This is a genomic window from Paraburkholderia dioscoreae (assembly GCF_902459535.1).
Lineage (GTDB): Bacteria > Pseudomonadota > Gammaproteobacteria > Burkholderiales > Burkholderiaceae > Paraburkholderia > Paraburkholderia dioscoreae.
Map to the genome: position 1 here is coordinate 435,608 of NZ_LR699554.1, position 12,099 is coordinate 447,706.

A 12,099-nucleotide genomic window follows, 5' to 3' on the forward strand; every position below is an offset into this window, starting at 1 on the left:
AATGAATTTGCCCCGAGGTGTGTTGACCCGTACTGGCTCCGTTTCGGAACCGTGCTTTTTCAAGGCTAATCTGGGACCGACATGGCTGACGTCACTTATTCTCGCAATAGCTATGTCGCTTCGACCCGATTGTACCTGGGGGTTTCGAAGGGCGCGCTCTATAGGTGGCTTTCGTGGATCGTTCCAGCGCTGGTGGTGGTGTTTTGGCAAATTGCATCGCGTGTCGGACTGATTGCTCCTCAGGTTCTTCCCGCCCCGAGCAGCGTCGCGGCAACCGCGCTGGATCTGGCCAGGCACGGTGATCTCTTCGTTCACCTCGGCGTTTCGCTGCTGCGTGCGGCTGCGGGCTTTGCAATCGGCGGAACAATCGGACTCGCGCTCGGCGTCCTGGTCGGCTTCTCGCCGCTCGCGCAGGCGCTGCTGGACCGCTCGATCCAGATGGTGCGCGCAATTCCTTTCCTCGCCATGCTGCCGCTCGTCATCGTGTGGTTCGGTGTTGGCGAAGTGGCAAAAATCTTTCTGGTCGCGCTTGCGGTACTGTTCCCCATCTACATCAACACCATGCTCGGCATTCGGCAGATCGATCCGAAGCTGATGGAGCTCGCGAAGGTTGTCGGGTTGGACTGGCCCGCCGTGGTGCGCCGGATCATTCTGCCGGGTGCCATGCCGTCGATCCTCACGGGCGTGCGTTATGCGCTTGCTCACGCGTGGCTCGCGCTCGTCATTGCCGAAACGCTCGCGACGACGAAAGGCATCGGCTTTCTGGCAATGGATGCCCGCGAATTCCTTCAGACCAATGTCATTCTGCTGACCATCATCATCTACGCGATCATCGGCGTGGTGGCGGACGCGCTGGTGCGGCTGCTTGAAGCGCATTTCCTCACATGGCACGCGAATTACGCTAAAGGAGCGCGCAAGTGAGCGTTGATTTTGCACTGCCCCAGGATGCCGCTGTTCCGGCTGCCACCGAAGAGCGAGTGAACCGCACGCCGCTCGCCGTTTCGGTGCGTGGTTTGCAGCGCCGCTACGGCACCCGTGTCGTTATCGATGCGCTGGACCTCGATATCCGCGAAGGCGAATTCGTTGCACTACTGGGGGAAAGCGGATGTGGCAAGACCACGCTGTTGCGTGCGCTGGCCGGGCTCGATCAGCCCGACGCCGGGCAGATTCGCGCACCCGAACGCCCTTCCGTCGTATTTCAGGAGCATCGGCTACTGCCTTGGGCGACGCTGTGGGAGAACGTCGTGCTCGGTCATGAAACGACGATTGGTCGTGCGGGGGCGGCGCGTGCGTTGGCCGAAGTCGGGCTTTCCGGCCGCGAAGACGACTGGCCGCGCAACCTCTCCGGAGGTCAGGCGCAACGCGTGGCATTGGCGCGCGGTCTCGTCCGCGATCCCGCCTTGCTGTTGCTCGACGAACCGTTCGCCGCGCTCGACGCGCTCACGCGGATCAAGATGCACGGACTCGTCAAGGAGCTCGTCGCGCGCCATCACCCCGGCGTGCTGCTCGTGACGCATGACGTGGATGAGGCGCTCACGCTCGCCGACAGGATTCTTGTGATGCGTTCGGGACGCATCGCCGCTTCCTTCCAACCCAAAAACTACACGCCGCAGGCACTGCGGCCGATCCTGCTCGAAGAGCTCGGCGTTCAGTCTCACTGAGCGCTTTTCTGCATGACTCCAAGGACCTGACAAGGATGAACGATTCTTCACTGAGCCGCCGCCAACTGTTGCGCGCGGCGGGTGGCCTGCTGGCCGGCGTCGCCGCCAGCAGCCTGTTTCCCGTTCGCGCGGCCGAGCCGCGCAAGCTGACACGCAACACCGATACGGTTCGCGTCGGATGGGGATACGGTAGCCTGCCGGACATTGCCAGGCAGCGCGGTGTGTTCGAAAAGACGCTGGCTGCAAAGGGCATCAAGGTCGAATGGGTCGGGCCGTTCCCGAATCATGCGCCGTCGATTCAGGCCGTTGTTGGCGGGAGCGCGGATTTCGGCTTCTGGGGATCGACTACGCCGGCATTGGCCGCGATGCTGGCCGGCTCACCGCTCGTGTTCAATGCGTTCGATATCTATTCGCCGCGCTCGACTGCGATCATCGTGAAGAAAACAAGCGGTATCAATTCGGTTGCCGATCTCGTGGGCCGCAAGGTCGCGATCAACCGGTCGGGATTGGGTGAATTCCTTCTGATTGCAGCACTGGAGAAGAATCATATCGACCGTAGCAAGGTCGAGTTCGTTTACCTGAATCCGCCCGATGCCGCGCCGGCGTTTGCGCAAGGCGTGGTCGACGCCTGGTCGATGTGGTCCCCGGCCGTGGATATCGCGCGCTATAGCAACAACGCCAAGGACATTTTCAACGAAGGACGCGACCTCGATTTCCTGATCGATTACAGCTCTCTCGTGACACGCCGAAAATTTACCGAAGAGAATTCGGAACTGATTCGCGCGGTAATCGATGCGTACTATGTCGAAGGCGCGTGGCAGTCGGCGCATTCCGCCGAATCCGAACAGCTCGTGCAGAAGGAAGCCAAATATCCAGATCAGGTGCGCGACTATCTGACGAGCCTGAAGCGCGTGAATCAATTCCACGAACCCGACGACGCCGCATTCATCGCGCAGTTCCAACGCGCCGCCGACTGGCTCGCGGAACGCAAGATCATCAACTCGCGAATCAAGGTCGCGGATTACAGCGTCAAGGTTTGATGAAACATATCATGAGAACCACGCTTGTCTCGCCATTGTCAGAAACACTCGGGTTTGCTGAAACCATCGCCCATATCGCATCGATCGCAGCGGAGCGGGAACGCAGTCACCGTTTGCCGCACGAGGAGATCGCGATGCTCAAGGAGCTCGGCTTCGGCGCGCTGCGCCAGCCGGCAGATGCCGGCGGACGAGGCGTTTCGTTGAGCGAGCTTTTCACCGTAGCGCGTGATGTTGCGGCAGCGGATTCGAACATCGCTCACGCGTTTCGCAATCATCTGTGGCAAGTGGAAGCGGCGCTCAGACGCCGGGATCATCCGTTCCATGCGCACGTTCTCGATCTGACGAGTAAGAAGAAAACCGTCGGCCTCAGTTTCACCGAGACCGATGCCGTGGCGGCCGGCGCGCGTCCGAGCCAGGTGCTAAGCCGGCTCGAATGGGACGAAGCGCGGCGCGTATATATCGGCTCAGGCGTGAAGGTGTACGCGACCGGCAACCTCTACAACGACGCATTCGTCGGCCTTGCGGTGGAAAGCCGTGAGGGGAAGACCGTGCAGTACGTGTTGGAGCGAGGCCAGGGCGTCGGCAACGATGACGACTGGCAGGGATTCGGCCAGCGCCTGACGGGCTCAGGCACGGCGAAGTTTGATGCCGTGACCGTGCCCGCGGCGCATGTCTATCCGACAGATCCGCCGCGAACCGACGAAGCAGCGCCTTGGGGATACACCTTCCACCAGGTCTATCTGACCAACTGCATCGCCGGCATTGTGCGGCGGGTAGCGTTGGACGCCGTCGAAGTTTTGCGCGCACGCGGGCGCAACTTCTATCACGGCGACGCCGCGCATCCCACCGACGAGCCGGTGCTGCAAACGCTGCTTGGCCGGATTCGCGCCTATGCGGCGAGCGTCGAGGCAACCGCCGATCGCGCTGTGTCAGCGCTTCAGCGAGCATGGGATAGCTATGGAACGGCCGATGAATATGACACCACGTTGGCCGCAACGCTCGCCGCAGCGGAAGCCAAGGTCGTGATCGACGATCTCGCTCCGCAGATCGCCAGCTGGCTGATCGATCTTGGATCGGGCTCGGTCGTGTCACGCGTGGGCGCGTTGGACCGGCATTGGCGCAACATCAAGGTAATTGCTTCGCACAATCCGCGCCTGTACAAGGAGCGGCTGCTTGGGCAGAACCTGCTGACCGGCCAGCTTCCGCCCACTGGTGCGTTCTTCTGAACATACCCTACGGCCCCGCATGATGCGGGGCGTGCGGCTGTGCTCAGTTCGAAAGGAGCCGCTTAACGCGCGGCACGACCTCTTCTGCAAAGATGCGCATGTCCGCTTCGAAAGGCTGGAACTGCAACATGAAGAGTTCGATGCCCGCCCGATGAAACGCGGCAACGCGCTGCGCGACGGTGTCGTAATCGCCGACTAGCCCTGCAGCCGTGCCGCCATTCGAACCGACACGCGGCGATTGCGCGAAGGTCTGGTGCATCACGGTTTTCGGATCGATATTGGCCTTCTGCCGTTCGCGCAGCGGCTTGTCCAACTCGGCCAGTGCGAACAGATGCGCGAGGTGAGCCTCTGCCTGCGCCCGGGTTTCACGTGCGATCACGAACGCCGACAGACCGAAACGCAACGCATCCTGCCCGGCGGGCCGCGCGCGAGCGGATACATTGGCGATCAGACGCGCTACGTCGTCGTGCGGCTGACCGTTGATGAACCACACGTCGCCGTGCGCCGCCACCAGTTCGCGCGCCGGTTCCGACTCGCCGCCGACATAGATGCGCGGACGCGCGCGAAACGGATCGGCGGGACGCAACTGATATTCGTCGATATGAAAGTTGTCGCCGTGATGATTCAGCGCTTCGCCGCGCAGCAGCGCGGCGACGACTTCGATCCATTCGCGGCCGTACGCGTAACGTTCATCGTGCTCGGGAAAGCCAATGCCCGCACGTTCGAGCTCCGGACGATTCCACGCATTCACCAGGTTGATTGCAAAGCGCCCGCCGCTGATGTGCTCGATCTGCTGAGCCATCTTCGCGAGCACGACCGGGTGATAGAGATACGGTTTGATCGCCGTGATGATTTCGATGCGTGACGTTAGCGCCGCCAATGCCGCCGATGCGGTCCACGCCTCGAGCTGATCGAGAGAAGGGTCATGCGGATTGATCGTGTGCTGGGCGACGAGCACCGAGTCGTATCCGAGACGCTCGGCCTCGAGTACGAGCGCCTTGTTGCGGGCCCAGGAAGCATCATAGGGTTCTGCGGGATCCTGCAACGCGGCGCGGCTACCGTGCACAAGTGCCCAGACGCCGAAGCGTGGAAGTTTGGCTGACATCGCTTTGATACGCGGGGAAGTGGAGGGGCAAAACGCTCATGTTAGCGTTGCCCGTGCGCGCGGCCTTCCAATTTGTATCGATATAGAACTGACGGAAAAGTATTAAGGCTCGTGTTGAGTTCGCTTTAATCAACTGACCGATCTGGTTAGACAATCGCGAGAGACCGCCATACCTCGCGGTCGCGCGCATTGTTCCGGCCGTTTTCACTGCCCGTAGACGTCGAAGTCGAAGTACTTTTTCGCGATCTTGTCGTATGTTCCATCCGCGCGCGTGTCGGCGATCGCCTTGTCGATCTTCGCCTTCAGGTCGGTGTCTTCCTTGCGCAAGCCGATCGCTGTACCGCTTCCCAGCGTCTTCGCGTCGTAAAGCGGATTGCCGGCGAATGCGAAGTCCTTGCCCCGCGGCGTGCGCAGGAACCCGACGTCAGCCTGCACGGCGTTCTGCAGCGACGCGTCGATGCGGCCGGCGATCAGGTCCGAGTACACGAGATCCTGATCCTGGTAAGACACGATCGCTGCGCCGGCCGGTTCCCAGTAGGTCTTCGCATAGGTTTCCTGGATCGAGCCCTGCTCGACGCCGATTCGCTTGCCTTTCAGCGCTTCAGGCGTGGGCGTGATCGTCGAGCCTTTCTTCGCGACGAGGCGCGTGGGGATACGGAATACCTTCGACGAGAAAGCGATCTGCGCCTGACGTGCCGGCGTCATCGACATGGTGGATAGCACGCCGTCGAACTTACGACCCTTCAGCGCGGGAATCATCCCGTCGAAGGCGTTTTCGACCCACACGCAATTTGCGTTCAGGCGACGGCAGATCTCGTTGCCTAGATCGATGTCGAAGCCGACGAGCTTGCCGTCGGCGGCTTTCGATTCGAACGGCGGATAGCTCGCGTCGACACCGAAGCGTACGGTCGACCAATCCTTCGCGTTTGCACTGGCGGATGATGCTGCGAGTAGTGCAAACGTTAGGGTTGCGAGGAGGGGTTTCATGGGGGGCCTTTGGTTACTTTTTTGAATAGATGCGTGGGTGGGGCGGCCGCCGACTGGGGAGAGATGCGGCGCCCGATATTCGACCATGTTTGATTGGGGTTGCAAATTCATTCGGGGAATCAGTTTATGCGGGGGGTGAATGGAGTGGGGATATCGGCTTGCTCGTATTTATTTCGGTGGGAGACGGAGTGGCCAGGTTAGCTGACACGCTTGGTGCCAGCACGGCAAGACGCGTTATCGTGGCCGCCTTCGAAGGCTCTTGTACTCCGCGGGGAAATAGGTTTGGGTGGGTCGATGAATCGCGGGTCTCGGCCCAAGTGAGAGGCCGACAGGCGATGCTGGCGCCACCACGTGCGTTCTCATGTGCTCGCAACTTGGTGGGCCAACTTGGACAACGGCTGCTTGTTTGGCCTTAGCTGCCGTTGATGTGTCAGCACGAATATACCCAACTACCGATGCGGACCAGTCGTTGGATGAAGGCCATAGACGAACGGCCGTTACCGGTTTCAACGAATGCGCACTTTCGATCCTGAACCGACTCTCGACAGCCCCACTTCCGTGTGTCCCGTTTAGAGCAGATACGGACTATTGCGAAGTCGACTGCTACGTAAAAAGTGAAGCGTACGGCATCAGTCTATAAGCAGACTCCAACGCCTTTTCGACGCCAGTCGTCTGCGCGCCAAAGTCGAGGGTCATATCGATCGCCGGTATGTCGATCGCCAACGAAGTTGTTCCGCCCTTTTGCACGGGATGGATGTCATCTGGCCAGTCCGACTTCACAGCCAGGATCTCGTCGACCGTGCGCTTCTCGAAACCGAGCTCCATCACCTGTTGATCAAATTTGTGACTTAACTTCACACCCCTTGGGAAGCCAATTCCTTTCAACACGATCCAGGTCGATCCGTTCCCGCGACCTTGCGGACGTGCCATCTGAATTTTGGGGTGCCGCAATCTGAGATGTTCCCAATAATCCAGGTGGAATTTAGTAATAGCGGGGTTGACTGCCATCGTGTAGCCGCGTCGCCCCTGATCTATCGCGGCCAGCATAACGTAGCGCCGCCATATCGCGCGTCGCCCTTGTCCTTGTTGTTCCCTAAACCAGGTTTCGATAGTCTCGTACAAGATACGGTGCTGATAGTCATTCTCTTGGAGCGGAGGACTGATATAGCATTGAGGTGCACAGATAACGGTTCTGTAACTGTCAAGTTTTCCTTCATCTACGAGCCGTTTTCCGCGCAGATGATAGCGTTCCGCTTGTCTGTATTGAGCCGGAGCGTTGACTTTGTTTTCGATGAGAATGCCGATGCGGCGCTCTTCTTGTAACACGCGGAGTGGACTTGCCCCTGCATGACCGGACATGCGGTCACGCTTAGGTTGGTGAATCTGCTCGCTGGCGAAACTCGCGTGGTGAGCAGTATTTCAGGGCGCTGTGCGGATGCGACTCGTTGTAGTGGTCAAACGCGATGGCCAGGTTGTGCAACGCCGTTCTCGCGTCCGGCTTGGGCATCCACGAGACGTAGTCTCTCTTCATCGTTTTGACGAAGCTCTCGGCCATTCCGTTGCTCTGCGGACTTCTGACCGGCGTCGTGATGGGTTTCAGGCCCACTTTTTTCGAGAACGTCAGCGTCTCCTCGGCAATGTAGCAGGAACCGTTGTCGCTGAGCCATTCGATTTCGTTGTCGGCCTTTAACGCACCATCGAAACGGTTTTCTACAGCTTGAAGCATGACATCACGCACCATGTCTCCGGTATAGCCTCCAGTGGTCGCAGCCCAGCTCATGGCTTCCCGGTCACAGCAGTCCAGTGCAAAGATGACGCGCAGCGGCGAGCCGTCATCACAGCGGAATTCGAAGCCGTCCGAGCACCAGCGCGCATTGCTCTGGTCCACCGCGACCCTTCCATCGTGCCGGCGCCTGGATTCGGGATGTCGAGGGCGGCGCTCAAGCAGCAGGCCGTGGGTATGCATGACCCGATAAACCCGTTTTGCATTAACCCGAGGCTGTCCCTGTGCCTCCCGGTTTCGGCGTAGGAGAGCCCAGGCGCGCCGGTAGCCGTAAGTAGGCAAATCAGCAACCAACTCCTGGAGCTCGGCAACGAGCGGCATGTCGTCACGGGCGGGTGTCTTGCGCTTGTCGACCCATTCGGCGTCGCGCTTTATTTTCACTGCGAGATTAGAGCGCGACACACCCAGGACATTACAGACCGTCTTCATCGGTCGTCCCCTGGCAGCAATGGTGAGCGCGCAATCAATTTTTTTGCCCGGCCGTACTCCACTGCTTCGCGGAGGATTTCCACTTCCATCGTCTTCTTGCCCAGCAATCGCTGGAGTTCACGAATCTGTTTCATCGCTTCGGCCAGGTCCGATGCCGGTACCACATGCTCGCCGGCACTGACCGCTGACAGGCTTCCGTCCTGATAGAGCTTGCGCCAGGCGAACACCTGGTTTGCATTCACTTGATGACGACGGGCAACTCCGGAAACGGTTGCGCCGGGCTCGAAGGTCTCGCGCACTATCGCAAGCTTTTCCTCGACAGAGCGCCTGCGGCGCTGTTCGGGCTGGGTCAAAACTTCAATGGGTTCCACGTTAGAGCTGGGCTTAAACATAGGCGTAAGACTACCTCAAAGTTTAAGCGTTCCTCGTGTCCGGTTTTCACGGGGGCCGCCCCACGGAGGACCAGGTCACTCTCACCGTCCGTGTCGGAAAGACTGTGCCACGCCCCCGCTGCAGTGACGTTGTGCAAGTCAATCTTGCCACAGAACCATGCGACGAAGTCGTTATTGACGTGGAATTCCTCCAACAGCAGCAGGTCGATATCTCGCTCAGTTACCGAGGCCAAGTAGCGTCCAAAGTCGGTATCCGGTATCACAGAATTGATCTGGTTCATGTAGGTCGACTCCACAACGTTCGGGGCGGTAATAGCTAAGTCCTGTTTTCAACGCTTTCGGGCAGGTTCCCCGTATCGTGGCTGGACAGGGCATTGCCCGACAATAACACGCCCCTTCCGACTATCACCATTAGCCCTGGCCTGCCCGCGCCGCAACTGTCGGCTCTTTATGGCAATGCCGATGTTCGAACGCTGTTTGGAGGTTCGACGCCAAGGGCGTTCATGACCGCACCGCGCTCTAACACGGTTGACTCCGGTAGACCCTCAGCGGACTTCCGGTACGTAGAGGCATCAATAGCTTTTCACAAAGTGCAGCGGACGTTCATTGGGCGATGTTTGCTGACGGGTCATCGGCCGTTGCGGATAGTCGCACAGCCTCACGCTTGCCGAGGTGGTGCGAGTCGTCAACGCCGATGGCATCGGCAACTAGACCGCTTGTAAGCGAACCGCACCATCATGGTCGTTCAGGCGTTAGTCGGCCGAAAAACCTTCGACCAGCCGCGGGGAAAATACCAACTCCGGCGAGTCGCCGTTGGAAGAGTCAAGATGAATCATCTTGTCGTATTCGCGCGGCTCCAAATCGAATACACGCACAGTTTTATGAACAGCCGGGTCGCCGCTGAACTGATATGCGACGCACGCCACTACGGCGAAGCCAGGAACAAAACCTTTGGCAAGGCCCGGACTGTGGGCCTTCCATCGTAGATTTTGAGCCGCGTTCGGGAACATTACCTCGCCCATTCCCTGCGTGCGTGCAACGTCGTTCTCTTGGCACGTTTGAGCTATGGCACGCCGTAGGGCCTCAAGCGGTTCAGGATAAGAAAAGCCGCCGGAAACTGGAGGCGTCTCTTTCGAATCGGCTAGCGGCATCATCGTGGCTGTGAACATGACATTGAAAGCCGGTGATCGGCCCACGTTGTTTAGGCTATACCTAAACGTGTATGCCAATCCGTTGCTCTCGTCATGGACAAGTGGCCCTTCCGGTTCCATTTCCAGTGAAACCCAGGGGCGCTGATCAAACTTCATGGACTGCAGTTGATCTCTGGATGCCCTGAACTGATACCAGGACGCACCCGCGCCCAACAGCGAGCCGATAGCCGCACATAACGCAACCCAAGCCGCCACATAGTCCAACCAGTGCTTGTTCGTCTCACGCCCCGACATAGCGCCCCCGAGTTTTTTGGTAAATCATAAGTGAAAAACCGATAGTTAGAGCGTTAGGGAATCGCATAAACTTGTGGCGGCACCCTTATTGAGCATCAAATCACGCTCACATCGCGCGTGCGTCAATCGGCTGCATACTTCCCTTACCTGATATTGGCTTTTCCATGGCTGACTTTAACCGGGATATCTGCTTGCTTTACTCGTCACCCTCGCGCCCACATTCAGGCGCTTACCCACCCAAAAATCAAACCTTTTAGCGCACCCAGTTGCTCTCTCCGCACCTGGCCTGATTTATAATCACCAAGCCTTCGGGAAACACCCGAAGGTCAGGTTTGGAAGCCTGCATGTAATGCCCGCACACCCGCTCAGGCGGGGAGTGCGTCTATCCCTGCACGTCTGTTGTTCCACAATGGGCGGGCGGTGGTGGGGGAGCCGCGAGGCTCGCCGGCTTGGCATTACACCGGTCTTCCAATCCCGCTACCTGCCCGCTCACCCACTTTCCAAGCGAGTGTCGGGCGATCTGAGCAGTAACAGGGAGATCGCACCATGAGCAAGACCGCAAAAAATCAACCCGCTTCACGCCCGCCTGTCGACGTACTCCAATACGAAAAGCTCGCGCTGTCGGCATTCGACCTATGCGAACGGCAACTGGGCAAACTGAATACGCTAATCACACTAGCGTCTTCAATGTGTAGGAATCCTGCCATCACGAGCGACGAAAGACACCGCCGTCAGACCATGCTCGAACTGCTCGTCGACACTGCAGAGCAATATCATCAGGATCTCGAATGCGAACGCGAACTCTTCCAGGTGATTGCGCTCGATGCAAAGGGCGTCCCTCAAGCGCGTCTCACCGCCAGTCACGCAACGCGCCTTCTTGTCGAAGCATCCAGGATTGCGAACGGATCGCAAGCTACCGACAACGCCCCCAAGCGCAAACGTTCTCCTGCCAAAAGCGTAGCGATTGCAAAGGCGCATGCACAGCAATCGGTCGCCGTGCGGCACTAACTAACGGATAACGGACAACCGATAGCATCAGCGAAGAGACAAGCTGTGCGCAGGGGCTCAACGTGAGGCCGAAAACCATCGCCGTAATCCCTGCACGTCCGGGATACGGATATGTCGCCCCTTGGCCTCGATGAGATTCAGATCGCAAAGCCGGGTGAATGCCCTGCTCACGGTTTCCAGTCGCAGTCCGACGAAGTCGGCAATATCGGTTCGACTGACGGGAAGCGAAAACTCGGTGAAGTGCTGTTTGCGCGCAGCGAGCTGGTCTGAAAACCAGAGCAGGAATCCACAAACGCGCCGTTCGGCATTGGCACTCGCGGTGAACAGGAACGCCTCCTGCCGTTGTTGCATGACGCGGGCAATGAGACGATGAAACTGAGTGCCGATCAACTGGTTCTGGGAGATGCGCCGCAGCAGATGCCGGTAAGGGATAACACAGAAGACTGAATTCTCAAGCGCAACCACCGTAACGGTTTGCGCTCCAGACGCGGCACCGAGGAAACCCACCACATCACCCCGCAGGGCGAGTGCCGCAATCTGCGGGCGCCCGTCGACAGAGCGCACCACGGCCTTTGACGAACCGCTCGCAATCGCAAATAGATGTGTGAATGGAGCCCCTTGCTCGTAGAGAACCTTACCTTGCTCGACTCGCCTTCTTTCGACAACAACGTCGGCGAGATTGGACACCTGATGCAGGTCAAGGCCACTTCCAAGACATAGTTCGCGGATTCCGCATTGAGCACAATGATTGGGGCGATCGCCAGCGAAAGATTGCTTGCCAAGGGCGATTAACAGTTCGTGATCCATTGATGAAGAGTACCGGGTGACTCGCTCGCGTGGCGTAGTTTTGATTGGCGGAGCATTACCCGTTCGTCGACAAACTGACGAGGGGCGTGTCCATTCGCGGGTGGACACTCCCGCGAGTGTCCGCTAGTCGTACGTGCAGCGTCCGACCGTTTACTCAGTGGCGTACGCCGCATCGATTGGCTGTCTTAACGGAATTGTAGTCATTAGCCTGTGATG

At 58.9% G+C, this 12,099-nt stretch carries 12 protein-coding genes; 5 read left to right on the forward strand and 7 right to left on the reverse strand.

What is annotated here, in order from left to right:
- Window positions 1–81: 81 nt before the first annotated feature.
- The 4 genes from PDMSB3_RS22135 to PDMSB3_RS22150 are packed head-to-tail and all read left to right on the forward strand — an operon-like array spanning window position 82 to window position 3,927.
- A complete protein-coding gene (locus PDMSB3_RS22135; protein WP_007176088.1) occupies window positions 82–921 on the forward strand; it encodes an ABC transporter permease subunit in 840 nt (279 codons plus the stop codon).
- Entirely contained in the window at window positions 918–1,661 is a 744-nt protein-coding gene (locus PDMSB3_RS22140) for an ABC transporter ATP-binding protein (protein ID WP_007176089.1), read from the forward strand. The genes PDMSB3_RS22135 and PDMSB3_RS22140 overlap by 4 nt, the downstream gene beginning before the upstream one ends.
- Window positions 1,662–1,696: 35 nt before the next feature.
- Window positions 1,697–2,701, forward strand: a complete 1,005-nt coding sequence (locus PDMSB3_RS22145) for an NrtA/SsuA/CpmA family ABC transporter substrate-binding protein (RefSeq protein WP_007176090.1) — start codon at window positions 1,697–1,699, stop codon at window positions 2,699–2,701.
- Window positions 2,702–2,712: 11 nt separating this feature from the next.
- Window positions 2,713–3,927 (forward strand): acyl-CoA dehydrogenase family protein, encoded by a 1,215-nt coding sequence (locus PDMSB3_RS22150; RefSeq protein WP_232064290.1) that lies wholly within the window; start codon window positions 2,713–2,715, stop codon window positions 3,925–3,927.
- A 43-nt stretch (window positions 3,928–3,970) separates the two neighbouring features.
- Here the strand turns inward: PDMSB3_RS22150 and PDMSB3_RS22155 are convergent, their stop codons facing one another.
- From PDMSB3_RS22155 to PDMSB3_RS22180, 6 genes are all read right to left on the reverse strand, one after another.
- Window positions 3,971–5,032: an LLM class flavin-dependent oxidoreductase gene (locus tag PDMSB3_RS22155; RefSeq protein ID WP_165187708.1), complete on the reverse strand. Its 1,062-nt coding sequence runs from the start codon at window positions 5,030–5,032 to the stop codon at window positions 3,971–3,973.
- 204 nt (window positions 5,033–5,236) lie between these two features.
- The gene (locus PDMSB3_RS22160; RefSeq protein WP_165187710.1) at window positions 5,237–6,019 is read right to left on the reverse strand and encodes an ABC transporter substrate-binding protein; all 783 of its coding nucleotides are present in this window, start codon (window positions 6,017–6,019) and stop codon (window positions 5,237–5,239) included.
- A 603-nt stretch (window positions 6,020–6,622) separates the two neighbouring features.
- A complete protein-coding gene (locus tag PDMSB3_RS22165; RefSeq protein WP_165187712.1) occupies window positions 6,623–7,378 on the reverse strand; it encodes a PD-(D/E)XK nuclease family protein in 756 nt (251 codons plus the stop codon).
- 10 nt (window positions 7,379–7,388) lie between these two features.
- A protein-coding gene (locus PDMSB3_RS22170; RefSeq protein WP_085954161.1) for an IS3 family transposase occupies window positions 7,389–8,623 on the reverse strand; the annotation gives its coding sequence in 2 pieces (ribosomal slippage) (window positions 7,389–8,269 and window positions 8,269–8,623; 1,236 coding nt in all).
- Window positions 8,581–8,904 (reverse strand): hypothetical protein, encoded by a 324-nt coding sequence (locus PDMSB3_RS22175; RefSeq protein WP_165187714.1) that lies wholly within the window; start codon window positions 8,902–8,904, stop codon window positions 8,581–8,583. The genes PDMSB3_RS22170 and PDMSB3_RS22175 overlap by 43 nt, the downstream gene beginning before the upstream one ends.
- A 471-nt stretch (window positions 8,905–9,375) precedes the next feature.
- Window positions 9,376–9,930 carry a hypothetical protein gene (locus tag PDMSB3_RS22180; protein ID WP_165187716.1) on the reverse strand — a complete coding sequence of 185 codons (555 nt, stop codon included), beginning with the start codon at window positions 9,928–9,930 and terminating at the stop codon, window positions 9,376–9,378.
- Between the two features lie 684 nt (window positions 9,931–10,614).
- Here PDMSB3_RS22180 and PDMSB3_RS22185 point away from each other — a divergent pair.
- Window positions 10,615–11,076 (forward strand): hypothetical protein, encoded by a 462-nt coding sequence (locus PDMSB3_RS22185; protein ID WP_165187717.1) that lies wholly within the window; start codon window positions 10,615–10,617, stop codon window positions 11,074–11,076.
- 57 nt (window positions 11,077–11,133) lie between these two features.
- On the opposite strand, the gene PDMSB3_RS22190 is transcribed toward PDMSB3_RS22185, so the two are convergent.
- Window positions 11,134–11,883, reverse strand: a complete 750-nt coding sequence (locus PDMSB3_RS22190; protein WP_035516419.1) for a Crp/Fnr family transcriptional regulator — start codon at window positions 11,881–11,883, stop codon at window positions 11,134–11,136.
- Window positions 11,884–12,099 lie beyond the last annotated feature (216 nt).

Excerpts from the sequence above, each read along its gene's own strand:
- PDMSB3_RS22135 (WP_007176088.1), top strand. The coding sequence starts at position 82 with ATGGCTGACGTCACTTATTCTCGCAATAGCTATGTCGCTTCGACCCGA.
- PDMSB3_RS22185 (WP_165187717.1), top strand. The coding sequence starts at position 10,615 with ATGAGCAAGACCGCAAAAAATCAACCCGCTTCACGCCCGCCTGTCGAC.
- PDMSB3_RS22150 (WP_232064290.1), top strand. The coding sequence starts at position 2,713 with ATGAGAACCACGCTTGTCTCGCCATTGTCAGAAACACTCGGGTTTGCT.
- PDMSB3_RS22145 (WP_007176090.1), top strand. The coding sequence starts at position 1,697 with ATGAACGATTCTTCACTGAGCCGCCGCCAACTGTTGCGCGCGGCGGGT.
- PDMSB3_RS22160 (WP_165187710.1), bottom strand. The coding sequence starts at position 6,019 with ATGAAACCCCTCCTCGCAACCCTAACGTTTGCACTACTCGCAGCATCA.
- PDMSB3_RS22180 (WP_165187716.1), bottom strand. The coding sequence starts at position 9,930 with ATGAAGTTTGATCAGCGCCCCTGGGTTTCACTGGAAATGGAACCGGAA.
- PDMSB3_RS22155 (WP_165187708.1), bottom strand. The coding sequence starts at position 5,032 with ATGTCAGCCAAACTTCCACGCTTCGGCGTCTGGGCACTTGTGCACGGT.
- PDMSB3_RS22175 (WP_165187714.1), bottom strand. The coding sequence starts at position 8,904 with ATGAACCAGATCAATTCTGTGATACCGGATACCGACTTTGGACGCTAC.
- PDMSB3_RS22190 (WP_035516419.1), bottom strand. The coding sequence starts at position 11,883 with ATGGATCACGAACTGTTAATCGCCCTTGGCAAGCAATCTTTCGCTGGC.
- PDMSB3_RS22165 (WP_165187712.1), bottom strand. The coding sequence starts at position 7,378 with ATGTCCGGTCATGCAGGGGCAAGTCCACTCCGCGTGTTACAAGAAGAG.